This is a genomic window from Cellulomonas alba, assembly GCF_030362835.1.
GTDB classification, from domain to species: Bacteria; Actinomycetota; Actinomycetes; order Actinomycetales; family Cellulomonadaceae; genus Cellulomonas; species Cellulomonas alba.
In genome coordinates, this window is the sequence record NZ_JAUCGQ010000004.1 from 102,357 (window position 1) to 125,073 (window position 22,717).

General features: G+C 73.8%; 21 protein-coding genes. 12 read left to right on the top strand and 9 right to left on the bottom strand.

The window, feature by feature from the left end; all coding sequences use genetic code 11:
* Nucleotides 1–225: 225 nt before the first annotated feature.
* Together QRT04_RS16820 and rsrA are read left to right on the top strand one after the other, a co-directional pair.
* The gene (locus tag QRT04_RS16820) at nucleotides 226–972 is read left to right on the top strand and encodes a sigma-70 family RNA polymerase sigma factor (RefSeq protein WP_289456866.1); all 747 of its coding nucleotides are present in this window, start codon (nucleotides 226–228) and stop codon (nucleotides 970–972) included.
* A complete protein-coding gene (gene rsrA / locus QRT04_RS16825) occupies nucleotides 969–1,256 on the top strand; it encodes a mycothiol system anti-sigma-R factor (protein WP_289456868.1) in 288 nt (95 codons plus the stop codon). Before QRT04_RS16820 ends, rsrA begins: the two co-directional genes overlap by 4 nt.
* A gap of 110 nt (nucleotides 1,257–1,366) precedes the next feature.
* Here the strand turns inward: rsrA and QRT04_RS17225 are convergent, their stop codons facing one another.
* Entirely contained in the window at nucleotides 1,367–1,441 is a 75-nt protein-coding gene (locus tag QRT04_RS17225; protein ID WP_407653663.1) for a 50S ribosomal protein bL37, read from the bottom strand.
* A gap of 119 nt (nucleotides 1,442–1,560) precedes the next feature.
* Here QRT04_RS17225 and QRT04_RS16830 point away from each other — a divergent pair, with 119 nt between their 5' ends.
* The 4 genes from QRT04_RS16830 (at nucleotide 1,561) to QRT04_RS16845 (ending at nucleotide 4,470) form a co-directional block, all read left to right on the top strand.
* Nucleotides 1,561–2,649: a type IV pilus twitching motility protein PilT gene (locus QRT04_RS16830; RefSeq protein WP_289456869.1), complete on the top strand. Its 1,089-nt coding sequence runs from the start codon at nucleotides 1,561–1,563 to the stop codon at nucleotides 2,647–2,649.
* A 61-nt stretch (nucleotides 2,650–2,710) separates the two neighbouring features.
* A complete protein-coding gene (locus tag QRT04_RS16835) occupies nucleotides 2,711–2,974 on the top strand; it encodes a hypothetical protein (protein ID WP_289456870.1) in 264 nt (87 codons plus the stop codon).
* Nucleotides 2,975–3,043: 69 nt separating this feature from the next.
* Nucleotides 3,044–3,859, top strand: a complete 816-nt coding sequence (locus QRT04_RS16840; protein ID WP_289456871.1) for a DUF4097 family beta strand repeat-containing protein — start codon at nucleotides 3,044–3,046, stop codon at nucleotides 3,857–3,859.
* Between the two features lie 2 nt (nucleotides 3,860–3,861).
* A complete protein-coding gene (locus tag QRT04_RS16845; protein ID WP_289456957.1) occupies nucleotides 3,862–4,470 on the top strand; it encodes a PadR family transcriptional regulator in 609 nt (202 codons plus the stop codon).
* Between the two features lie 26 nt (nucleotides 4,471–4,496).
* Here the strand turns inward: QRT04_RS16845 and QRT04_RS16850 are convergent, their stop codons facing one another.
* The 6 genes from QRT04_RS16850 to QRT04_RS16875 all read right to left on the bottom strand — a co-directional run bounded on the left by QRT04_RS16850 (nucleotide 4,497) and on the right by QRT04_RS16875 (nucleotide 12,971).
* The gene (locus QRT04_RS16850) at nucleotides 4,497–5,096 is read right to left on the bottom strand and encodes a GDSL-type esterase/lipase family protein (RefSeq protein ID WP_407653660.1); all 600 of its coding nucleotides are present in this window, start codon (nucleotides 5,094–5,096) and stop codon (nucleotides 4,497–4,499) included.
* A gap of 143 nt (nucleotides 5,097–5,239) precedes the next feature.
* The gene (locus QRT04_RS16855) at nucleotides 5,240–9,028 is read right to left on the bottom strand and encodes a multifunctional oxoglutarate decarboxylase/oxoglutarate dehydrogenase thiamine pyrophosphate-binding subunit/dihydrolipoyllysine-residue succinyltransferase subunit (RefSeq protein ID WP_289456873.1); all 3,789 of its coding nucleotides are present in this window, start codon (nucleotides 9,026–9,028) and stop codon (nucleotides 5,240–5,242) included.
* A 301-nt stretch (nucleotides 9,029–9,329) separates the two neighbouring features.
* Entirely contained in the window at nucleotides 9,330–10,130 is an 801-nt protein-coding gene (locus tag QRT04_RS16860; protein ID WP_289456876.1) for an ABC transporter permease, read from the bottom strand.
* Entirely contained in the window at nucleotides 10,130–11,116 is a 987-nt protein-coding gene (locus tag QRT04_RS16865; RefSeq protein WP_289456877.1) for an ATP-binding cassette domain-containing protein, read from the bottom strand. Before QRT04_RS16865 ends, QRT04_RS16860 begins: the two co-directional genes overlap by 1 nt.
* Entirely contained in the window at nucleotides 11,113–12,192 is a 1,080-nt protein-coding gene (locus tag QRT04_RS16870) for a sensor histidine kinase (RefSeq protein WP_289456879.1), read from the bottom strand. Before QRT04_RS16870 ends, QRT04_RS16865 begins: the two co-directional genes overlap by 4 nt.
* Nucleotides 12,189–12,971: a response regulator transcription factor gene (locus QRT04_RS16875; RefSeq protein WP_289456880.1), complete on the bottom strand. Its 783-nt coding sequence runs from the start codon at nucleotides 12,969–12,971 to the stop codon at nucleotides 12,189–12,191. The genes QRT04_RS16870 and QRT04_RS16875 overlap by 4 nt, the downstream gene beginning before the upstream one ends.
* A 126-nt stretch (nucleotides 12,972–13,097) precedes the next feature.
* Here QRT04_RS16875 and QRT04_RS16880 point away from each other — a divergent pair, with 126 nt between their 5' ends.
* The 3 genes from QRT04_RS16880 (at nucleotide 13,098) to QRT04_RS16890 (ending at nucleotide 17,413) form a co-directional block, all read left to right on the top strand.
* The gene (locus QRT04_RS16880) at nucleotides 13,098–14,396 is read left to right on the top strand and encodes a hemolysin family protein (protein ID WP_289456881.1); all 1,299 of its coding nucleotides are present in this window, start codon (nucleotides 13,098–13,100) and stop codon (nucleotides 14,394–14,396) included.
* A complete protein-coding gene (locus QRT04_RS16885) occupies nucleotides 14,389–15,432 on the top strand; it encodes a hemolysin family protein (protein WP_289456883.1) in 1,044 nt (347 codons plus the stop codon). Before QRT04_RS16880 ends, QRT04_RS16885 begins: the two co-directional genes overlap by 8 nt.
* Before the next feature lie 208 nt (nucleotides 15,433–15,640).
* Nucleotides 15,641–17,413, top strand: coding sequence for a M15 family metallopeptidase (locus QRT04_RS16890; RefSeq protein WP_289456884.1), 1,773 nt, complete (start codon nucleotides 15,641–15,643; stop codon nucleotides 17,411–17,413).
* A gap of 79 nt (nucleotides 17,414–17,492) precedes the next feature.
* On the opposite strand, the gene QRT04_RS16895 is transcribed toward QRT04_RS16890, so the two are convergent.
* Nucleotides 17,493–18,407, bottom strand: a complete 915-nt coding sequence (locus tag QRT04_RS16895; protein WP_289456885.1) for an aldose 1-epimerase family protein — start codon at nucleotides 18,405–18,407, stop codon at nucleotides 17,493–17,495.
* A 226-nt stretch (nucleotides 18,408–18,633) separates the two neighbouring features.
* On the opposite strand from QRT04_RS16895, the gene QRT04_RS16900 reads away from it, so the two are divergent.
* Genes QRT04_RS16900 through QRT04_RS16910 form a run of 3 tightly spaced genes read left to right on the top strand, consistent with a single transcriptional unit; the run spans nucleotide 18,634 to nucleotide 21,640 of the window.
* Nucleotides 18,634–19,860 carry a CpaF family protein gene (locus tag QRT04_RS16900; protein ID WP_289456886.1) on the top strand — a complete coding sequence of 409 codons (1,227 nt, stop codon included), beginning with the start codon at nucleotides 18,634–18,636 and terminating at the stop codon, nucleotides 19,858–19,860.
* 2 nt (nucleotides 19,861–19,862) lie between these two features.
* Entirely contained in the window at nucleotides 19,863–20,723 is an 861-nt protein-coding gene (locus QRT04_RS16905) for a type II secretion system F family protein (protein WP_289456887.1), read from the top strand.
* Nucleotides 20,720–21,640, top strand: a complete 921-nt coding sequence (locus QRT04_RS16910) for a type II secretion system F family protein (RefSeq protein WP_289456888.1) — start codon at nucleotides 20,720–20,722, stop codon at nucleotides 21,638–21,640. Before QRT04_RS16905 ends, QRT04_RS16910 begins: the two co-directional genes overlap by 4 nt.
* A gap of 51 nt (nucleotides 21,641–21,691) precedes the next feature.
* On the opposite strand, the gene QRT04_RS16915 is transcribed toward QRT04_RS16910, so the two are convergent.
* Nucleotides 21,692–22,420: a hypothetical protein gene (locus QRT04_RS16915; protein ID WP_289456889.1), complete on the bottom strand. Its 729-nt coding sequence runs from the start codon at nucleotides 22,418–22,420 to the stop codon at nucleotides 21,692–21,694.
* Nucleotides 22,421–22,717 lie beyond the last annotated feature (297 nt).

Below are 22,717 nucleotides of genomic sequence, written 5' to 3' on the forward strand. Positions count from 1 at the left end.
GGTGTCCTCCCGGTCGGCGGGGCTGATCCTGCCACGCTAGTGCGGGCGACGGGGGACCGCCCGGGGACGGTCACGGGCCGCCGCGGCAGCGCGAGCGGCGCGGCGGGGCGCGCGTGCGGGGAGCCGTGCCGGGACGTGTGCCGGAGGCGGGCCGGGAGGCGGGCCGGGAGGCGTGCCGGGAGGCGTGCCGGGAATGCCGTGACCCGTGCGTCGGTTGTGCGACGCATGAGTGCCGCCCTCCCGGCCCCCGACGTGCCCGGACGCATGCTGCCGCCGCGCGTCGCGCTGTGGTCGGCCGGGGTCGAGCTGTCCGGTGGCCCCCACCTGCCGGGGCTAGGCTCGGCGGCGATGAGCGAGGACACCCACCGCGCCCCCGAGTCCGAGGACGACGCGGCACGCACCGAGCGGTTCGAGGCCGAGGCCCTGGTCTACCTCGACCAGCTCTACGGTGCCGCGCTGCGCATGACGCGCAACGCCGCCGACGCCGAGGACCTCGTCCAGGAGACGTTCACCAAGGCGTTCGCGGCGTTCCACCAGTACCGGCCGGGCACCAACCTCAAGGCGTGGCTCTACCGGATCCTGACGAACACGTACATCAACTCCTACCGCAAGAAGCAGCGCGAGCCGCAGCAGTCGCGGTCGGAGGAGATCGAGGACTGGCAGCTCGCGCGTGCGGAGTCGCACACGTCGACGGGTCTGCGCTCGGCCGAGGCCGACGCGCTCGACCACCTGCCCGACTCGGACGTCAAGGACGCGCTGCAGCGCATCCCCGAGGACTTCCGCATCGCGGTGTACCTCGCCGACGTCGAGGGCTTCGCCTACAAGGAGATCGCCGAGATCATGGGCACGCCGATCGGGACCGTGATGTCCCGGCTGCACCGTGGTCGCGCCCAGCTGCGGGACCTGCTGGCCGACTACGCGCGCGAGCGTGGCCTGGTGCCGGCAGCGTCCGCTACGGAGGAGACGCGATGAACGACGAGGAGCAGCGCACGGTGGCCGCCCGGGAGTGCGACGGCGACTGCACCGACGCGCTCGACCGGCTCTGGGAGTACCTCGACTCGGAGCTGACGGACGTCGACGCCGAGACCGTCCGGCACCACCTCGCGGAGTGCCGCGGCTGCCTCGAGGAGTACGACGTCGAGATCGTGCTGAAGAAGCTCGTGAAGCGCGGCTGCCAGGAGGTCGCGCCCGACACGCTCCGGGTGCGGATCCACGAGCAGCTCGTCGTCATGCGGGCGACGGTCCGCGACTCGTGAGCGCGGGCCGCGCGAGCGGCCAGCCACGACGAGTCACCGAGAACGACGAAGGCCCCGGTCGGACGACCGGGGCCTTCGTGCTGCGTGGGGTCCCACGCCGAGCGTGCTGCTCAGGCGTTGGGGCGCTTGCCGTGGTTGGCGTTGCTCCCCGCACGCGAACGACGCTTGCGGCCGCGCTTGCTCATGGGGTTCTCCTTGCGTGTCGGTCCTCGGCCCTGCCTGTCCGGCGAGCCAGTGCCGTCGACCATGGTCCCACACGTCGGACCTGCTCAAGTCCACGGCGGCGACGTCCGATATCTGCCAGGTGAGCCAGCAGACGCAGTCCGTCATCCCGTTCCTGCACGCCCTCGCGAGCACGGGCGGCTCCGACCTGCACTGCAAGGTGGGGTCCGCGCCGCGGGTGCGCGTCGACGGCCGCCTGCGCAAGCTCCAGGTGCCGGACCTCAAGCCGGCGGACACCGAGCGCATGCTCGAGGAGGTCCTGCCGGACGACCTCGTGGAGAAGTTCCGCGAGACGCACGAGGCGGACTTCGCGTACTCGCTGTCGGGCGTCGGCCGGTTCCGCGTCAACGCGTACCAGGCGCGCGGCACGTACGGCCTCGTCTTCCGCCGCGTCGCGGTCGGCGCCTCCTCGCTCTCGGAGCTCGCGCTCCCGGAGGTCGTCGGCGAGCTCGCCCTCGAGCCCCGCGGCCTCGTGCTCGTCACGGGCCCGACGGGCTCCGGCAAGACGACGACGCTCGCCTCGATGGTCGACCTCATCAACAGCTACCGCGAGGTCAACATCGTCACGATCGAGGACCCGATCGAGATCCTGCACCAGGACAAGAAGGCGATCGTCAGCCAGCGCGAGGTCCGCCAGGACACCGCCGACTTCACGGTCGCGCTGCGTGCGGCGATGCGGCAGGACCCCGACGTGATCCTCGTCGGCGAGATGCGTGACGTCGAGACGGTCCGCGCGGCCCTCTCCGCGGCCGAGACGGGGCACCTGGTCCTCTCGACGCTGCACACCATCGACGCCGCCGAGACGATCAACCGCATCGTCGACTTCTTCCCGCCGCACGAGCAGAAGCAGGTCCGCATCGCGCTCGCGCAGGCGCTGCGCGGCATCGTGTCGCAGCGTCTGGTGCGCCGCGCCGACGGCGCCGGCCGCCGCCCCGCGATCGAGGTCATGGTCAACACCGGCCGCACGGCCGAGGCGATCATCGACCCGCTCAACGCGCCGCCCATCCTCGACCTGATCAAGGAGGGCGACTTCTACAAGATGCAGACGTTCGACCAGCACCTCTTCCAGCTCGTGCGCGACGACGTCGTCACGTACGAGGAGGCGATCGGCATCGCGTCGAACCCGCACGACCTCACCGTCGAGCTGCGGCAGGCCGGGCTCGTCGGCTGACGCCCGCGGATCACCCCCGCGACACGGCCCGCGAGGCGGCCCGAACCCCTACCGTTCGGCCATGGTCGCGCGCACCGTCATCCCGCCCGTCCGGGAGTTCACCTGGCTGATCGTCGGCGGGCTCGTCGTCGTGCTCGTCGGCGCCATCATCGTCGCGCTCTCGCTGCTGAGCGCGTCCGACAACGACACGCGGTTCGCCGCGGTGATCGGCGGCGCCGTCGCGCTCGCGGGCTTCGTCATGGTCCTGTTCGGCCTCGCGCGTCTGCTCGACGCGCTGTTCGACTTCCTCGCGGAGGCGCGTGACCGGCGCAACGCGTCCTCCTGACTTGCCTCGCGACATGACGCGATATAACGTGTCTCTCAGACACGAGATATATCGCGATTGGAGCGCGTCATGGCCACCGAGTCCTGGGTCGTCGCCGGCCCCCAGATAATCGAGATCGAGCAGCTCGCCTCGCTGCGCGTGCAGCTCGTCGGCGGGCGCGCGGACGTCGTCGTGCACGACGAGCCGGGCGCGCGCATCGAGGTGCACGACGTGCACGGCAAGCCGCTCGAGATCAGCCTCGTCGACGGCGAGCTGCGCGTCGGCTACAGCTCGACGCTCGGCAGCTGGGAGGGGTTCGTCGACCGGTTCCTGACCTTCCGCGGCCGCGACCGCGCCGACGTCCACGTCGCCGTGCCACGCCACGTCCCCGTCAAGCTCGGCACCGTCTCGGCCGAGGGGCTGCTCGCGGGCGTCCAGGAGGACGCATCGGTGTCGACCGTCTCGGGTGCCCTCGTGGTCGACGGCACGCACGGGCGGCTGAGCGCGAACACCGTGTCGGGCGAGATCGCCGTGCGCGCGCACGACGGCGACCTCCGCCTCAACACCGTCTCGGGCGAGATCGCCGCGTCGGGCGCGCTGGCCGTCGTGCAGGCCAACTCGGTCTCGGGTGCGCTCACGTTCGACGTCACCTCCGGCACGTCGTCCGTCACCGCCCAGACCGTCTCGGGCGACGTCACGGTGCGCCTGCCGCAGGGCCGCGGCGTCAACGTCAAGGCGCAGTCGCTCTCGGGGCGCATCGTCGTCGACGGCGAGGAGCACAAGGGCAGCAAGCCCGGCAAGCGGCACGTCGACCTGCGCACCGGCGACGGTGCGTGCTTCCTGTCCGCGTCGACCGTCTCCGGGCACGTCACCGTGCTGCGCGGCCAGGGATCGCGGGTCGCGTGATGATGGCGCCCGTCTTCGCGCACGGTCAGCTGCGCCTGTACCTGCTGTCGCTCCTCGAGGGCGGCCCGAAGCACGGCTACGAGCTGATGACGGCGCTCACCGACCGGTTCGGCGGCACCTACCGCCCGAGCGCCGGCACGATCTACCCGCGACTGGCCCGCCTCGAGGAGGAGGGGCTCGTCGAGCGCGTCGACACCGACCGCAAGAGCGTCTACGCGCTGACGCCCGCCGGACGGGCGGAGCTCGAGAGCCGGCGCGACGAGCTCGGCCAGCTCGAGGAGGGCATCGCCGAGACCGTCCGCGAGCGCGCGGCCCAGGTCCGGGACGACGTGCGGGGCTCGATGCGCGGCCTGCGTGCCGACCTCGCCGCGGCGGCCCAGCAGGCGCGCGCGTCCGCCGTGCCGCACGGCACGCCCGGCAGCGACGACCCGCGCCTGGCGTCGCACGTGCGGTTCATGGACGCGGAGGCGATGATCACGCGGTTCCGCGACGAGGTCCGGGCCGACCTGCGCCGGGCCGACGCGCACGCGAAGGTCGACCAGCTCACCGTCGACACGCTGCGCACCGTGCTGGACACCGCGCTCGCCGCGGTCCGGGCCACCCTCCGCTGATGCTGTTCTGGCGACCGATGCTCGGGTCAGGCGCCGTCGTCAGGCAGCCCCAGCCACGCGTGCCAGCCGGTGTGCAGCACGAGCCAGGCGATCAGCCCGTAGCCGGCCTGGCGGGGCAGCACCCCGTCGCCGGACGCGAGGTCCGACAGCCACTGGTCGTGGGTGGCGAGCGGCGCGAACGTGTCGACGTACGGCACCCGGCGACGCGTCGCGACGTCGGCGTACGCGGCTGAGAGCTCCGCGAGCTTGTCGCCGTCGGCGACCGCACCCGGGGGCGGCCCGACGACGAACGCCGGGATGCGGCGCTGCTCGGCGACGTCGAGCACGTTCGCGAGGTTGAGCCGGCTGCGCGCGAGCGAGAGTCCCGCCGCGACGTCCGCGCGTCCGAGCCCGATCACCAGCCGGTTGTCGGCCTCGGGGGACAGGCGACGGTCGACCTCCGCCTCCCAGCGTGCGCCCAGCCCGGTGCTGGTCTCGCCCGGCACCGCGAGCGTCAGCGCCGTCACGGGCTCCGCTGCCGGGGTGCGCGCCACGACGCGACCCACCCAGCCGAGCCCCTTCGGGTCGCCGACGCCGGCGACGAGCTCGTCGCCGATCACCGCGAGCCGCAGCGGCAGCTCACCCACACGCATCACCCTCCCGCATCACTGGCGTCAGTCTCGCGGCTCGCGCCGCCCGGCGCCCTCTGCCGCGCCGTCGTGGTCGAAGACGGCGGACCCGGCCGCGCGGGGGCGACCGGGTCCGCTGTGTCGTGCTCGGGGGTGGGGCGTCAGCGCGCGAACGCCTGCTCGACGAGCGCCGCCTGCTGGACCGCGTGCTTCTTCGCCGTGCCGGTCGCCGGGGACGCCGACTCGGGGCGCGACACCACGCGCAGCGTCCGGTTGATGAGCTGCGGGAGGTGGAGCGTCAGGAACGACCACGGGCCCTGGTTCTGCGGCTCGTCCTGCACCCACACGAGCTCGGCACCGTCGAACGGCGCCAGCTCGCGGCGCAGGGACTCGCCGTCGAGCGGGTACAGCTGCTCGAGCCGGACGATCGCGGTGGACTGGTCGCCCGACTTGACGCGGTGCGCCAGCAGGTCCCAGTACACCTTGCCGGAGCAGAGCAGCACGCGGTCGACCTGGCCCGCCTTGGCCGCCGCGAGGTCGTCGCCGATCACCGTGCGGAACGTGCCGGTCGTGAAGTCCTCCACCGCGGACGACGCGGCCTTGAGGCGCAGCATCGACTTGGGCGTGAAGACGACGAGCGGCTTGCGCGGGCGCTGGTACGCCTGGCGGCGCAGCAGGTGGAAGTGCGACGCCGGCGTCGACGGCTGCGCGATGTACATGTTGTCCTGCGCCGCGAGCTGGAGGAACCGCTCGATGCGTGCCGAGCTGTGGTCCGGCCCCTGGCCCTCGTAGCCGTGGGGCAGCAGCAGGACGACCGACGAGCGCTGGCCCCACTTCTGCTCCGCCGACGAGACGAACTCGTCCATGACGGTCTGCGCGCCGTTGACGAAGTCGCCGAACTGCGCCTCCCAGAGCACCAGCGCGTCGGGCCGCTCGACCGAGTAGCCGTACTCGAACCCGAGCGCGGCGTACTCCGAGAGCGACGAGTCGTAGACCCAGAACTTCGCCTGGTCGCCCGACAGGTACAGCAGGGGCGTCCACTCGGCGCCCGTCTCGCGGTCGTGCAGCACCGCGTGCCGCTGCACGAACGTGCCGCGCCGCGAGTCCTGGCCCGCGAGCCGCACGGGCGTGCCCTCGACGAGCAGCGAGCCGAACGCGAGGAGCTCGCCGTAGCCCCAGTCGATGCCGCCCTCGCGCGACATCTGCTCACGCTTCTCGAGCAGCTGCGCGAGCTTCGGGTGCACCGTGAAGCCGGCCGGCGGGCGCACGTGCGCCGCGCCGATGCGGGCCAGCACGGACGCGTCGACGGCGGTCTTCCAGCCGATGATCACGCCAGCGTCCTCGAGCTGCGACTCCGGTCGCTCGAGGCCTGCGACGGCCTCCGCCTGCGGCGGCGGCGGCGTCCAGCCGTCCTCGCGCGTCTCGCTGAACACCCGCTCGAGCTGCGCCTGGTAGTCGCGCAGCGCCTGCTCCGCGTCCTCCATCGACAGGTCGCCGCGCGCCACGAGGGTCTCGGTGTAGAGCTTGCGGACCGAGCGCTTCGCCTCGATGAGGTTGTACATGAGCGGCTGCGTCATCGACGGGTCGTCGCCCTCGTTGTGGCCGCGGCGGCGGTAGCAGAGCATGTCGATGACGACGTCGCGGTCGAACTGCTCGCGGTACTCGAACGCGAGCTCCGCGACGCGGACGACGGCCTCGGGGTCGTCGCCGTTCACGTGGAACACCGGCACCTGCAGGCCCTTGACCACGTCGGTCGCGTACTGCGACGAGCGCGACGACGACGGGCCGGTGGTGAACCCGACCTGGTTGTTGATGATCACGTGGATCGTGCCGCCGGTGCGGTACCCGCGCAGCTGCGCGAGGTTCAGCGTCTCGAACACGACGCCCTGGCCGGCGAACGCCGCGTCGCCGTGGATGAGGATCGGCAGCACCGAGAAGCCGTCGCCGCCGAGGTCGATGCGGTCCTGCTTGGCGCGCACGACGCCTTCGAGCACCGGGTCGACCGCCTCGAGGTGCGACGGGTTCGCCGCGAGGTACACCTTCGTCGTCGCGCCCGACTCGGCGGTGAAGACGCCCTCGGTGCCGAGGTGGTACTTCACGTCGCCGGAGCCCTGCACCGACTTCGGGTCCTGGTTGCCCTCGAACTCGCTGAAGACCTGCGCGTACGACTTGCCGGCGATGTTCGCGAGCACGTTGAGACGGCCGCGGTGCGCCATGCCGATGCCGACCTCGTCGAGCCCGTTCTCGGCGGCCTTCGACAGGATCGCGTCGAGCAGCGGGATGACCGACTCGCCGCCCTCGAGCGAGAAGCGCTTCTGGCCGACGTACTTCGTCTGCAGGAACGTCTCGAACGCCTCGGCGGCGTTGAGGCGGCGGAGCACGCGCAGCTGGTCCTCGCGCGGCGTGCGGGCGTAGCCGGACTCGAGGCGCTCCTGCAGCCAGCGGCGCTGCCGCGGGTCCTGCAGGTGCATGTACTCGATGCCGACCGTGCGGCAGTACGAGTCGCGCAGCAGCCCGAGCACCTCGCGCAGAGACGCGCGCGACTTGCCGGTGAACCCGCCCGAGGGGAACTTCCGGTCGAGGTCCCACAGCGTGAGGCCGTGCGTCTGGATGTCGAGGTCCGGGTGCTTGCGCTGGCGGTAGGCGAGCGGGTCGGTGTCCGCCATCAGGTGGCCGCGCGAGCGGTAGGCGTGGATGAGCTCGGCGATGAGCGCCGGCTTGAGCGCCTCGGTGTCGGGGTCGGTCGAGACGTCGCGGACCCAGCGGATCGGCTCGTACGGCACGCGCAGCGCCGAGAACACGCGGTCGTAGAAGCCGTCCTCGCCCAGCAGCTTGGTGGCGAGGATGCGCAGGAAGTCGCCCGACTGCGCGCCCTGGATGATGCGGTGGTCGTAGGTGCTCGTCAGCGTGAGCACCTTCGAGACGCCCATCCGGTTGAGCTGCTCCTCGGACGTGCCCGCGAACTCCGCCGGGTAGTCCATCGCGCCGACGCCGATGATCGTGCCCTGGCCCTGCATCAGGCGCGGCACCGAGTGGACCGTGCCGATCGTGCCGGGGTTCGTCAGCGAGATCGTCGTGCCCGCGAAGTCGTCGACGCCGAGCTTGCCGCCACGCGCCCGGCGCACGACGTCCTCGTAGGCGTTCCAGAACTGCGCGAAGTCGAGCGTCTCGGCCTTCTTGATGCTCGGCACCAGCAGCTGGCGCGTGCCGTCCGGCTTCGCGAGGTCGATCGCGATGCCGAGGCCGACGTGCGCGGGCTGCAGGACCCCGGGCTTGCCGTCGACCAGCGTGTACGACGCGTTCATCGCGGGCATGTCCGCGAGCGCCTCGACCACGGCGAAGCCGATGAGGTGCGTGAAGGACACCTTGCCGCCGCGACCGCGCGCGAGGTGGTTGTTGATGACGATGCGGTTGTCGACCATCAGCTTGGCCGGGACCGCGCGCACCGACGTCGCGGTCGGGACCTCGAGCGATGCCTCCATGTTGGTGACGACGCGCGCGGCGGGGCCGCGGAGCTTCTCGACGTTGTCCGCCGCGTCCTGCGGCTGGTCGGCGCCCGCCGCGGTGCGCTGGGCCTGCTCGGCGTAGGGCGCGGTGGCGGGCTGGGAGATCGCGATGGGCGAGGTCACGGGTGCGGGCTCCGCGGGGTGGGTGCTGGTGACGGGCTGGGTGGGGGCCGGTGGTGCCGCTGCCGCGGCCGCGGGGGCCGGCGGGGCAGCGGGGGCCGGGGCGGCCGGCGTCGGCGGAGCGCCCGGCGGCGTCGCGCCGTTCGCGTGGCCGGTGGGGGCACCGTTGCCCGGCCGGTCAGGCCTGTAGCCCTCGAAGAAGTCCCACCACGCGGGGTCGACCGCGTTCTTGTCCTTGAGGTACTGGTCGTACAGCTCGTCCACGAGCCATTCGTTCGCACCGAAATCGGCGCGCGAGTGCTCTGGCTCCGCCTTCTGGGTCACGCGAGGTTCGCCCACTTCCGCTGCGGCCGCCAGCCGCGTCGTCGCTGGATCTGTTGACACCAAGATTACGGCCCTCCAGGGGTCCGACCTGAGCCGGGACGCCCTCCCTGACCAGTGTTCGGACGGTTTTTCACGCGGTCCGCACCTTCGGGTCAACGTCGGCAAAAGTGCCTGTTGGGCGCGCGTCAAGGAGAGGTCGGCGGCACCCCTTGCGGGTCATGGAACGGAACCTGCGTGCGCGGCGGCGCACGGCCGCGCGTGACGAGGGTCACGTCGAGCGGTCCGGTCGCGGCACGGCCGCTCAGGTGATGTCGCGGCGCAGGGTCGCGAGCCGGCCGGCGATCGCGAGCACCGCGACGTAGCCGAGCAGGACGAGCAGGCCCGCCCACCAGTCGAGCACCGGCCCGGACGCGACCGCGGTGTACAGGCTGCCGCCCGTCAGCGCGTCGCTCGCGGCACCCGGCAGGTAGGCCACCAGGTGCCCGCCCCACGAGGTCGCACCGAGCGCGATGCGCGCGATCGGCTCCACGAACTGCGTCCATGCCAGTACCACGACGACGACCGCGACCTGGTTCGTCAGCACCGTCCCGACGCCCACGCCGAGCAGCGCCCACAGCGCCATCGCGACGACCGCGAGCCCGACGTAGCGCCAGGTGGCCGACTGGTCCAGGAGCGTCGGGCTCCCGGTAGCCGAGAGCACGGCGGCGCCGACCCCGGTCGCGACCGCGGTGCCGACGACGCCGAACACCAGCCCCGCCCCGAGGCCGGCCGCGAGCTTGCCGAGGAGGAACACCGTGCGGCGCGGCTCCGCGAGCAGCGTGGGCGTGACGGTGCGGTGCCGGAACTCCGACGCCACCGCGAGCGCGCCGATCACGAGCGGGAACACGTATCCGACCGAGCTGCCGACGGTGTAGACGGACCGCACGGTCTCGTCCACGGACAGGGGCGCGGAGCCCGAGCCGCCGAGTCCCTCGGGGCGCGACGCGGTCCAGGCGATGACGCCCGCGAGGAAGCCGACGTACGCCGCCATCGCCGCGAGCAGGATCCACCACAGGCGCGTCGTCACGAGCTTGCGGTACTCGGCGACGAGGGTCGCGCGCATCAGCGGGCCGCCTCGGGGCCGACCTCCGTCGGCGCGCCCCGGGGATCGCTCGCCGCGGCGGCCACCGGCCCCGCCGCGATGCCCGCCGGGCCGCCCGCCGCGTCGCCGGTGAGGCCCAGGAACACGTCCTCGAGCCCGACGTCGCGGGTCGCGAGCTGGTGCAGCTCGAGCCCGGCCGCGAACGCCGCCGCGCCGACCGCCGCGGCGGGCACGTCGACCACCTCGGCCTCGCCGCCGCGCTGCGGTCCGGCGAGCGTCCAGCCCGCCCGGGCCACGAGCGCCGCGAGCCCGGCCGCGTCGGGCGAGACCACCTGCACGCGCGGCCGCGTCAGCCCGGCCAGCTCGGCGAGCGACGACGAGTGCACGAGCCGCCCGCGCGAGATGATCACCACGTCGTCGACGGTCTGCTCGACCTCCGAGAGCACGTGGCTCGACACGAGCACGGTGCGGCCCTCGGCGGCGAGCGCCCGCAGGAAGGCGCGCAGCCAGCGGATGCCCTCCGGGTCGAGGCCGTTCGCGGGCTCGTCCAGCAGCAGCACCGGCGGGTCGCCGAGCAGCGTCGTGGCGAGCGCAAGGCGTTGGCGCATGCCGAGCGAGTACCCGCCGACGCGGCGCCCACCGACCTCGCTCAGCCCGACGAGCGCGAGCACCTCGTGCGTCCGGGAGTCGGGCACGCCGACCTGCGGCGCGTACACGCGCAGGTGGTCGAGCCCCGTGCGGCCCGGGTGGAAGCTCGCCGCCTCGAGCGCCGCGCCGACGACGCGGCCGGGCCGCGTCAGCTCGGAGTAGCGCCGGCCGCCGATCGTCGCGGTGCCGCTGGTCGGCGCCACGAGGCCGAGGAGCACGCGCAGCGTCGTCGTCTTGCCTGCGCCGTTGGGGCCGAGGAATCCCGTGACGCGCCCCGCGCGGACCGTGAAGGAGAGGTGGTCGACCGCGCGCACCGCGCCGAACGACTTCGAGAGCCGGTCGACCTCGACCTCGGTCATGCCGCGCGTGCCGGGTCGGCCGGCAGCGTGACGCGCATGGTGCAGCCCTCCTCGGAGTCGGCGACCTCGATGCGGCCGCCGTGCAGGTCGACGGCCCACCGCACGATGGCGAGCCCGAGCCCCGTGCCGCCGGTCGACCCGCCGCCCGTCAGCGCGGGGGTGTTGCCGCGCACGAAGCGCTCGAACACGTGCGCGCGCTGCTCGGGTGCGATGCCCGGGCCGTGGTCCACGACGTCGATCCGCACGTCGGGACCGACGAGGCTGGCCTCGAGGCGCACCTCGTCGTCCGAGGGGGAGTGGCGGACCGCGTTGTGCAGCAGGTTCGCGACCACCTGGTGCAGCCGCTCGGGGTCGGCCGGCACGGTCAGGTCGGGCGGCTCGACGACCACGGGGAAGCGCAGGTGCTTCTCGGCGCCCACCAGCGCGGCGCCCTCGGCGGCCTCGTGCAGGAAGTCCGCGAGCCGCACGTCGGTGATCGCGAGCGGCACGGCCCCGGCCTCGAGCCGCGACAGGTCGAGCAGGTACGTGACGAGGCGCCCGAGCCGCTCCGTCTGCGCGAGCATCGCCTTCATCGTCCCGGGATCGGGCGCGCTGACGCCGTCGACGATGTTCTCGAGCTGCGCCTGCAGCGCGGTGATCGGGGTCCGCAGCTCGTGCGAGACGTTCGCGACGAGCTCGCGCCGGAACGTGTCCGCCTGCTCGAGGTCGTCGGACATCGTGTTGAACGCGACCGCGAGCTGGCCGACCTCGTCCTTGCTGGTCGCGCGGACGCGCTGCGAGTAGTCGCCCCCCGCCATGCGCCGCGCCGCGTGCGTCATCTCGCGCAGCGGCGACGTCATGCCCCGCGCGAGCACCTGCGTGAGGACGAGCGACACCACGATCGCGAGCGGCAGCGTGCGCGTCGGGCCGAGGTGGTTGTAGAGCCCGATCCACGTGATGAACGCCGCGAGCGTCACCGTCGCCGCGACGAGGACGCCGAGCTTGACCTTGATCGAGTTCAGCCGGTCGAGCGGGCGCACGTCCGGCAGCCACGACGAGCGCCCGGCCTCGCCGCGGACGTGTCGCGGACCGCTCACGCCCCGGCGGGCCCGCCGCCCGCGGCGTCGGCGGTGTCGCCGCCACCGGCCGGCTCGAACGCGTAGCCGACGCCGTGCACCGTGCGGATCAGGTCCGGGCCGAGCTTGCGGCGCAGCGCCTTGATGTGCGAGTCCACGGTGCGCGTGCCGCTCGCGTCGACCCAGTCCCAGACCTCGGCGAGCAGCTTCTCGCGCGTCAGCACGGTCTTGGGGCTCGACGCGAGCTCGACGAGCAGGTCGAACTCGGTGGGCGTGAGGTGCACCTCGTTGCCCGCGCGAGTGACGCGGCGCTGCGCGCGGTCGATCACCACGTCGCCGAGCTCGATGGGGGGCACGGGCTGCTCGGCCGCGGCGATCTCCGCGGCGCGCGTGGCGCGCTCGGTGCGGCGCAGCAGCGCCTTCGTCCGGGCGACGAGCTCGCGCATGCTGAACGGCTTGGTCATGTAGTCGTCGGCGCCGACGCCGAGACCGATCAGCATGTCCGTCTCGTCGTCGCGCGCGGTCAGCATCAGCACGGGGACGGGGCGCTCGGCCTGGATGCGCCGGCAGACCTCGAGGCCGTCGATGCCCGGGAGCATGACGTCGAGCACCACGACGTCGGGCTGGAGGCGGGACGCGAGCGCGACGCCCGTCGGCCCGTCGTGCGCCGCCTGGACGCGCCAGCCCTCCGCGGAGAGCCGGTGGACGATGGCCTGCGCGATGGCCGGCTCGTCCTCGACCACGAGCACCGTGGTGGCCGACGGACCGCGCGGCGTGGGCGTCTGTGCCGTGTTCGCCATGACCCCAGCGTGGCACAGCGCGCGCCGGTTCGAGCGGCGACGCGGGGCGCGACCTGCGCGAAGACCCGCGTCCCGGTGGACGGCGAGCGGCAGCCGGCGCCGAGCCCCCCGTATGATGGCGCCACCATGCTGACCGAGTGGCTGCTCGTTGCGCTCGGCGTGCTGCTCACGTTCGGCACGGCGGTCTTCGTCGCGAGCGAGTTCTCCCTCGTCACGCTGGATCCCGGCGTCGTCGCCAGCCAGACCGCGCCTGACGACCGCCGCGGGCAGTCCGTCGTCGCCGCGCTGCGCCGGCTGTCCACCGAGCTCTCCGGGGCCCAGGTCGGCATCACGCTCACCACGATCCTGCTCGGCTACACGACGCAGCCCGCCGTGGCCCGCCTGATCGGCGGCATGGGCGGGGGAGGGACGACCGCCACCGTCATCGCGGCCGTCCTCGCGCTCGTGCTCGTCAACGGCTTCTCGATGGTCGTGGGCGAGCTGATCCCCAAGAACTTCGCGCTCGCCGTGCCGCTCGCGACCGCGCGGGCCGTCGCCCCCCTGCAACGCGGGTTCACCACGGCGCTGCGGCCCGTCATCGGCCTGCTCAACGGCAGCGCCAACGCGCTGCTGCGTCGCGTCGGGGTCGAGCCGCGCGAGGAGCTGTCCGGCGCGCGATCCCCGCAGGAGCTCGCCGCGCTCGTGCGTCGCTCGGCCGAGGTCGGCACGCTGGACGAGTCGACCGCGACGCTGCTCACCAACTCGATCGAGTTCAGCGAGCTCACCGCGGTCGACGTCATGACGGACCGCCAGCGCATGGTCGTGGTCCGGCGCGACGACTCGGCCGCCGACGTGGTCTCGCTCGCGCGCCGCACCGGCCACTCGCGGTTCCCGGTGATCGGCGGCTCGAGCGACGAGATCGACGGGCTCGTGCACCTGCGGCAGGCGGTCGCCGTCCCGTTCGAGCGTCGCGGCGACGTGCCCGCGGCCGCGCTCATGGTCGAGGCGCCGCGCGTCCCCGAGACCGTGCACCTGGGCCCGCTGCTCGTCGAGCTGCGGGCCCAGGGCATGCAGATGGCGGTCGTGGTCGACGAGTACGGCGGCACGTCGGGCGTCGTCACGCTCGAGGACGTGGTCGAGGAGCTCGTCGGCGAGGTCGCGGACGAGCACGACCGCCGGCGGTCGTCGGCCGCGCGCGCCGCGGACGGCTCGTGGCTGCTGCCCGGCGTGCTGCGTCCCGACGAGCTGACGGAGCTCACCGGCCTCCGCGTCCCGGACGACGGCCCGTACGAGACGCTCGGCGGCCTGCTGATGGCGCGCCTGGGTCGCATCCCCGTGCAGGGCGACGAGATCGAGGTCGAGGGCGTGCGCGTCACGGTCGACCGGATGGCGGGCCGCCGCGTCGAGCGGGTGCGCGTGCAGGAGGGCGGGGGTGCCGATGCCTAGCTGGGTCGCACTCGCGCTCGGCGTCGCTCTGCTCGCGGGCAACGCGTTCTTCGTCGCCTCCGAGTTCGCCGTGATCTCCGCGCGCCGCAGCTCGATGGAGCCGCTCGCCGCGGCCGGCAACCGCAGCGCCCGCACCGTGCTCTGGGCCATGGAGCACGTCTCGCTGATGCTCGCGTGCGCGCAGCTGGGCGTCACGATCTGCTCCACCAGCCTCGGCGTCGTCGCCGAGCCCGCGATCGCGCACCTGATCGAGGAGCCGCTCGAGGCGCTCGGCGTCGACTCGTCGTGGACGCACCCGATCGCGTTCGTCATCGCCCTCGCGCTCGTCGTGTACCTGCACGTGGTGCTCGGCGAGATGGTGCCGAAGAACCTCGCGGTGTCGGGCCCGGACCGCGCCGTGCTGGTGTTCGGGCCGCCGCTGGTCTGGCTCGCGCGCGGGCTGCGGCCCGTGATCGCCGCGCTGAACTGGCTCGCCAACCACGCGCTCCGCGTGCTCGGCGTCGAGCCCCGCGACGAGGTCGCGTCGGCGTTCACGGCCGAGGAGGTGCAGTCGATCGTCGAGCGCTCGCAGGCGGAGGGGCTGCTCGAGGACTCGCAGGGGCTGCTGACGGGTGCCATCGAGTTCTCCGACCGCACGGCCGGCGACGTGATGGTGGTGCCGGACCGGCTCGTCGCGGTGACGGCGGCGGGCACGCCGGCCGAGGTCGAGCGGCTCGTGGCGCGCACCGGCTTCAGCCGCTTCCCGGTGCTCGACGACGACGGGCGGCCGGTCGGCTACCTGCACCTCAAGGACGTGCTCTACGCCGACGAGACGAGCCGCGACCTGCCCGTCCCCACGTGGCGCGTGCGCTCGTTCGCGGTCGTCGCGCCGGAGGACGAGGTCGAGGAGGCGCTCGCCGCGATGCAGCGCTCCGGCGCGCACCTGGCCCGCGTCGAGCACGACGGCGAGACGGTCGGCATCGTGTTCCTCGAGGACATCCTCGAGGAGCTCGTGGGCGAGGTGCGCGACGCGATGCAGCGCGACCAGCAACCCTGATCGCGACGTTCACCCGGCGTTCATCGGCGTGTCGTCACGGCGTGTCGCCACGTGAGACCGATTCGTCCGACTGGACACCCGTCCAGGGGCTTGGACCGCGGTCCAACGTGCCGTTATGGTTTCGTGACCGCTGCTCCGGGCGGCCCCTCCACATCGGGGTCCTTGCCGTGCGCCGCGGGTGAACGACGACGTAGCGCAAGGAGGTGCAGTGGCGGACGAGCAGGTCCCTTCGGGCTCCTTCCCGACGCGGCGCGCCCTCCGAGAGGCGGAGCGCCGCGCCGCTGCTGCAGCGGCCGCGCAGCACGCCGAGCCGGCCGTCGTCGGTGCGACCGTCGCCGACGGGCCGCTGGGTCGCAGCGCCTCGGCCGAGGGCGGCCACGGGCACGGCGGCTCCGGGTCGTCCGTCGCGACAGCCGTCGCCGCGCCGCCCGCCACGCGCCGGGCCGCACGCACCGCCGGGCAGGCGCCCTTCGCGCCGGCTTCTGCGCCGTCGTCCTCGACGTCCGCTCCCGCGGCCGAGACCCGCCGGTCGCGCGCCGCCTCGACCCCGGCGCCCGCCGCGTGGTCCGCGGCGCAGCCCGCACCTCGCACGGTCGCGACGCCGCCGACCAGCACCGCCACGCCGGTTCGCCCGACGTGGGCGTCTGCGCCGTCCGCCGCCCCGGCCGCGTCGTCGCTGCCGGGCGCCGCCTCGGACGCACGGAGCGTCGCGGTGGCCCCGGCCCGGCCGGCGCCGAGCATGGGCGAGACGGCGTCCGGGCCCGCAGCAAGCGCTGCCGAGAAGGCGGTCCTGCTGGCGCCGAGCGCCGACGAGACGGCGATGCTCCCCGCCGTGCGCGCCGAGGCCGAGCCGGCCGACGCGCGCGTCGCGCCCGCCTTCGCCGCGACGTCCGCCAGCCCGTTCGCCGAGCTGCGCGAGGCTGCGGCAGCGGCCCGCGACGCGAAGCGTCAGCAGACCGTCGCACCCGTCGCCGCGCCGTTCGCCCCGATCCACGAGCCTGCCGCCCCGGTCCACGAGCTCACCGCTCGCGCCGCGGAGCAGACTCCCGCCGCCGCGCAGCGCCCCACCTCGCACGGTGTCGCCGCGCACCACGCCACCGCGCACGACACCGCCGCGCACGGTACGACCGCGCACGACGCCGTGCCGCACCCCACGCCGGCCGCGCAGCCCCAGCCGACCCGCGCCTCCGGCGCGTCCTCCTCGACCCGCCGCGCCGCCACCGCCCCGGCCGGGCGCACGTCGAGCGGCCACCGTCGGCCCAGCCGCGCGGTCGCACGCCTCGGCGTGCTCGGGTCGCTCGCAGCGGTGACGGTCGTCATCCCCGTCGCGCAGGGCCTCGTGCACAGCGCGGCCGCCGACGAGGGTCCGGTCACGGCGTCGAGCGACTCGCACCTGCCGAGCACGGTCATGGCGCTGACCGGCAGCGTGCTGGGAGCGGAACCACCGGCGTCGCTCATCGTCCCGGCGGGCGCCGTGGCGGTGCGCGACACCGAGGTGAGCCGCGACCTGACGCGCTCGCCGCTCGAGCACTGCTCGGGCCTGGTTCCGGACGAGAAGACGTCGACCAACGGCCACGTCCCCGCGCGCGACCTGTGCACGCTGTGGGACGGCCACACGCAGATCCGCGCGGATGCCGCGGTCGCGCTCGCCCAGCTCAACAGCGCGTACGCCGCGCGGTTCCACCGGAACCTCTGCCTGTCCTCGGGCTACCGCAGCCTCGCCATGCAGTACGTCGTCAAGGCGGAGCGCGGCGGCCTCGCCGCCACCCCGGGCACGAGCAACCACGGCTGGGGCCTCGCGATCGACCTCTGCAGCCAGGAGACCGGCGGCGAGGCCTGGACCTGGATCAACGAGAACGCTCCCGTCTACGGCTGGAAGCACCCGGCGTGGGCGCTCCCGGGCGGCGTCGGACCGCACGAGCCGTGGCACTGGGAGTTCGCGTCGGGCGTCGAGGCCGACGGCTCGTTCTCGGGCTACTGACGGCCGGACCGGCGCGTCGGCGCTCGTGACGGCACGCCGCCCTCACTGACGCCGGACGGCGGCCGCTGAGCCCGCCGGCTCACTCCAGCCGCAGGCCCCAGCGTGCCTCGTGGGTGTCGCCCGGCTCCAGGCGGATCAGGTCGGTGCCCGTGCGGAACGCGTCGGCGACGCACGTCATCGGCTCCGCGGCGACCGCGGTGCGCTTGATCGCGTCGACGTGGTCGCCCGTGCAGACCTGCCACGCGCGGAACGCGCCGTCGGCCCACATGGCCACCGTCGAGCCGTCCGGTGCGCCGAGCCGGATCCACGACAGACCCGCGTCGTCGCGCCGCAGGCCGACCCACGCGTCGTCGAGGTCGCGCCCGCGCAGCGAGGCCTGCTCGCGCAGGTCGTAGACGCCCGCGACGGGCTCGAAGCCGGTCGGCAGCAGCCGGCCGTCGACCGTGACGTGCTCGTCGGCGTCGACCCGCAGCGTGCAGTCGTCGACCGCCGCGCCGCCCGTCGAGAGCCACGGGTGGAACCCGAGCCCGTACGGGGCCGCCGACGTGCCCCGGTTCGTCGCGCGCGTCGTGACCTCGAGGCCGCCGTCCGTCAGCGCGTAGGTCACCGCGATGCGCACCGGCCAGGGGTAGCCCGTGCTGGGCACGATGGTGTGCTCGAGCGTGACGTCGTCGTCGCCCTGAGACGTCGCCTCGAACGACACGAAGGGGAGCAGACCGTGCAGCGCGGTGTGCCTGCCGTGCTCGCTGACCGGCACCTGGTAGCTCGTGCCGTCGAACGAGTACTCCCCGTCGCGCAGGCGGTTCGGCCACGGCGCGAGCAGCTTCCCGGCGAACGCGGGCGCGAGCTCGTCGGCGTCGTGGGGGAGGACGAGGTCACGGTCGCCGACCGCGTAGGTGCGCAGCCCTGCGCCGACCGACGCGATGATCGCGGTCTGGTCCCCGCGGGTCAGGACGTGCTGGGTACCGGAGACAAGGCTGGCCGTGTTCGTCACGCGCACACGGTAGTGGCCCGACGGGGCGCGAGGTGCACCAGCCGGGCCCGGCGAGGTCTGGCGCGTCGCAGACCGGCGCACGCCGTCGGGTCCTGGGCCGCCGGGCTCGCGTCCCGTCTGTGGACAGGGCGCTGCGCAGGGTCGCCCGGATCGTCTACAGTCCGCGTGCATTCGGACATGACGGACATCACGGGCGCGCTGACCAGTGCCGGGCAAGGGGGCAGGCATGGACGGCGTCGCCATCCTCGAGGGCGAGGTCCGTGAGCTGATCCGGCGCCGCGGCGTCGATCCCGTCCGCGACCGCGCCGGCGTGGCCGCACTCGTCGCCGACGCGCTCGCCGACTACGACGAGCGGTCCGTCGCGGGTGCCGTCCCGCCGCTGCCCGACCCGTCCGCCGCGCACAAGGCCGTGATCGACGCCGTGTCGGGGCTCGGCCCGTTGCAGCGCTACCTCGACGACCCGGAGGTCGAGGAGGTCTGGATCAACGAGCCGTCGCGGGTCTTCGTGTCGCGCCGGGGCGAGGCCGAGCTGACGACCACGATGCTCACGTCGGCCCAGGTGCGCGACCTCGTCGAGCAGATGCTCAAGGTGTCAGGCCGCCGGCTCGACCTGTCCAGCCCGTTCGTCGACGCGTCCCTGCCGGGCGGCGAACGGCTCCACGTCGCGATCCCCGACGTGACGCGTCGCGACTGGGCGGTCAACATCCGCAAGTACGTCGTCCGGGCGCACCACCTCGACGAGCTCGTCTCGCTCGGATCGCTGACGCCGCACGCGGCCGCGTTCCTGCAGGCGTCCGTCCGCGCGGGGCTCAACGTGCTCGTGTCCGGCGGGACGCAGGCAGGCAAGACGACGGCGCTGAACGCGCTCGCAGGCGCCATCCCGGCGCGCGAGCGCATCGTCTCGTGCGAGGAGGTCTTCGAGCTCCGCCTGGCGGCGCGGGACTGGGTCGCGCTGCAGTGCCGGCAGCCCAGCCTGGAGGGCACAGGCGAGATCTCGCTGCGGCGGCTCGTCAAGGAGGCCCTGCGGATGCGACCGGGGCGGCTGATCGTGGGGGAGGTGCGCGAGGCCGAGGCGCTGGACCTGCTGGTGGCGCTGAACTCGGGCATCCCCGCGATGGCGACGATCCACGCGAGCTCGGCGCGCGAGGCGCTCGTCAAGCTCTGCACGCTCCCGCTGCTCGCGGGGCCGAACATCTCGGACCGGTTCGTGGTCCCCACCGTCGCGTCGGCCGTCGACCTCGTCGTGCACCTCGAGCTGGACGCGACCGGCCGACGCCGCACGCGCGAGATCGTCGCCGTGCCGGGTCGCGTCGAGCGGGGTGTCGTCGAGACGACGGACGTCTTCACGACGCGCGACGGGCGGCTCGTGCGCGCTGACGGCTTCCCGCCGCATGCCGAGCGGTACGCGCGTGCGGGCACCGACGTCGTCGCGCTGCTGCGCGGGCGGGAGTGACCGTGGGCGTCGTCGTGGGTCTGCTGCTCGGGGCGGGAGTCGCCTGCCTGTGGTGGTCGTGCTGGCCGCCGCCGCCCCACGCGGCTGAGTCGCGCCGGCGTCGGGGGTCGCGCGTGGCGGACCTGCTCGTCCAGGCCGGCGTCGTGGGCGTCACGCCCGGCGCCCTCGTCGGCGCGAGCGTCGCGCTCGCGATCGCCGTGCTCGCGGTCGGCGTGGGGGTCACGCACGCGCCGGCGATCGCGCTCGCCTTCGCGCTGTTCGCCGGTGCAGCGCCCGCCGCGTACGTCCGCGGGCGTGCGCGCCGCCGGCAGGCGCGGCTGCGGAGCCTGTGGCCGGAGGTCGTCGACCACCTCGCGTCGGGCGTGCGGGCCGGGCTCGCGCTGCCCGAGGCCGTCGCGCAGCTCGGGGAACGCGGGCCGGTCGAGCTGCGACCGGCGTTCGTCACGTTCGCGCGCGACTACCGGGCAACGGGGCGGTTCGCCGACTGCTTGGACGCGCTCGCCGCGCGGCTCGCCGACCCGGTGGCGGACCGGATCGTGGAGGCGCTGCGGCTCACGCGCGACGTGGGCGGCACGGACCTCGGGCGGATGCTCCGCACCCTCTCGTCGTTCCTCCGGGACGACCTGCGCGTGCGCAGCGAGCTCGAGGCGCGGCAGAGCTGGACGGTCTACGCGGCGCGGCTGGCCGTCGCGGCGCCGTGGGTGGTGCTCGCGCTCCTCTCGACGCGGCCGCAGGCCGCCGCGGCCTACCGGACGCCGGGAGGCGTGCTCGTGCTGGCGGTCGGCGGGGTGTGCACCGTGGTCGCGTACTCGGCGATGCTGCGGATCGGACAGCTGCCCGAGGATCCGCGGGTGCTGCGGTGAGCCCCGCCGCGCAGGGAGCGCTCGTGGGCCTGCTCGGCGGCCTCGGCGCGCTGCTCGTCGTCAGCCGCCTGCGGGCACGGCGCATCCGCCTCGACGACCGGCTGGCGCCGTACCTGCGGGCGGCCCGCACCGAGTCCGCCCTCATCGCCGACGCGCCACCTGTCCGCGGCCCTCTCGCGGCGCTCGAACGCCTCGCGGCGCCGCTGCTCCTGGACGCGCAGCGGCTGGTCGCGCGGCTCGGATCGCCGGCGACGGAGCTCCGGCGGCGGCTGCAACGGGCCGGACGGACCGAGACCGTCGAGCAGTTCCGCGCCGGCCAGGTCGTCTCCGGGGCGCTCGGGCTCGCCGCGACGCTCACGGTCGCTCTCGCGCTCGCCGCGTCGCGGCCGGTGTCCGTGCTCGCTCTCGTCGTGCTCGTGGGTGTCGGCGGAGTCGCGGGCGTGCTCCTGCGCGACTGGTCGCTGACGCGCGACGTGCGGAGACGCGAGCAGCGGATCGTCGCCGAGCTGCCGACCGTCGCGGAGCTGCTCGCGCTGGCGGTGGCGGCGGGCGAGGGCCCGCTGGGAGCGCTGGAGCGCGTCGTCGCGAGCGCGCACGGTGCGCTGGCCGCCGAGCTGGGGCTGACGCTCGCCGACGTGCGGTCGGGCGTCTCGCTGGTGCCGGCGCTCGACGCGCTGGCCGCCCGGACCGGGGTCTCGTCGCTCGCCCGGTTCGCCGAGGGCATCGCGGTGGCCGTGGAACGAGGCACGCCGCTCGCGGACGTGCTGCGGGCGCAGGCCCAGGACGTGCGGGAGCACGGGCGGCGCGAGCTCATGGAGTCGGGCGGGCGCAAGGAAGTCGCGATGATGGTGCCGGTCGTGTTCTTGATCCTGCCGGTCACCGTCGTGTTCGCCGCTTTCACATTGTGGGCAGGTTAGGGGCGGCGCTACGCGCTCGATCCGCCTGATCGCGCGCGAGTCTCCGTCGGGCTAGTCCTCGTCGCCCTCGTCATCACCCGCGTCCTCGTGGAAGCGAATGCCATGCAAGCGCCACCAGAGCGTGGCCATTTCCTCGCTCATCTTCTCGCGAGGCCACTGCTCCTCTGGGACCCGGGGGATCGACCAGTGGAACCGCAGCCGCTCAGGCGGCCACGGCAGGTCGTCGTCACCGTCCACCAAAGAGGCGTTGAGGTCGTGTGGCGGTGTGACGCCCGCGTTGACAAGGCATCCGGTCAACGACTCGGTGACTTGGACCAACCAGATCCGAATGTCAGATAGTGCGACGCCGTCCGGGCCGCCGATTGCGGCGTCACGCTTATCGAAGGCAACGAGCCCGGCCTTGATGTTGGGGTGGTTCTCGGCAAGGTTCCGCGCCGACGGACCCCACTCCTCGTCATAGTGCTCGGTGATGTTGCGCAGCAGCCCAGCAACGTCCTGGTTCCCGATCTCAGCACGAACGTCGGCCGGCAGCCGGTCGACAGCGCGGCTGACGTTGTTGACCGCGACGAGCAGGAAGTGCATCTCCGCCGTCTGCTGCATCCACAGCGACGCGGTTGGGACGCGAAGCGGGCGCTCGGGATCGTGCTGCTCGTACCTGTCGAAACTCGCCCTCCACTGGCGGGTCAGGGCGGTGTCCTCCGCCAGCCTCGAACGCATCTGCGCGTCCAGGTCTGCTGACTCGATCTCGCGCAATACCTCCTGCAGGCGGTACGCCTGCATGTGGGCCGCTTCGACCCACAGGAGGCCCTGCCACCAGACGTCGGCGTCGGTCGCCCTACGTCGCTTGGGAGTCGCACTCAAGGCGTTCGCTCCATCCCGCTCTCGGACCGCGACTCATTTGTAGTCGAGGCGCTCGTCCCATGGCGTCTCGCTCAGCCGCCCCCGTTCTTCTTCGGTCGCCGCGGTGTACAACTTCACCGCCTTGAGTCATGGCCATCGCTCCCTCACGTGGCAGGGGTGACGCGGAACCGGCGGGGCAGCCGAGCCCGGCCTCGTCTCGCCGGTAGGTTCCGACCC

Coding starts and splice junctions, on each gene's coding strand:
- QRT04_RS16820 (WP_289456866.1), top strand. CDS start 226: ATGAGTGCCGCCCTCCCGGCCCCCGACGTGCCCGGACGCATGCTGCCG.
- rsrA (WP_289456868.1), top strand. CDS start 969: ATGAACGACGAGGAGCAGCGCACGGTGGCCGCCCGGGAGTGCGACGGC.
- QRT04_RS16835 (WP_289456870.1), top strand. CDS start 2,711: ATGGTCGCGCGCACCGTCATCCCGCCCGTCCGGGAGTTCACCTGGCTG.
- QRT04_RS16840 (WP_289456871.1), top strand. CDS start 3,044: ATGGCCACCGAGTCCTGGGTCGTCGCCGGCCCCCAGATAATCGAGATC.
- QRT04_RS16845 (WP_289456957.1), top strand. CDS start 3,862: ATGGCGCCCGTCTTCGCGCACGGTCAGCTGCGCCTGTACCTGCTGTCG.
- QRT04_RS16860 (WP_289456876.1), bottom strand. CDS start 10,130: ATGCGCGCGACCCTCGTCGCCGAGTACCGCAAGCTCGTGACGACGCGC.
- QRT04_RS16865 (WP_289456877.1), bottom strand. CDS start 11,116: ATGACCGAGGTCGAGGTCGACCGGCTCTCGAAGTCGTTCGGCGCGGTG.
- QRT04_RS16875 (WP_289456880.1), bottom strand. CDS start 12,971: ATGGCGAACACGGCACAGACGCCCACGCCGCGCGGTCCGTCGGCCACC.
- QRT04_RS16880 (WP_289456881.1), top strand. CDS start 13,098: ATGCTGACCGAGTGGCTGCTCGTTGCGCTCGGCGTGCTGCTCACGTTC.
- QRT04_RS16885 (WP_289456883.1), top strand. CDS start 14,389: ATGCCTAGCTGGGTCGCACTCGCGCTCGGCGTCGCTCTGCTCGCGGGC.
- QRT04_RS16900 (WP_289456886.1), top strand. CDS start 18,634: ATGGACGGCGTCGCCATCCTCGAGGGCGAGGTCCGTGAGCTGATCCGG.
- QRT04_RS16915 (WP_289456889.1), bottom strand. CDS start 22,420: ATGCAGGCGTACCGCCTGCAGGAGGTATTGCGCGAGATCGAGTCAGCA.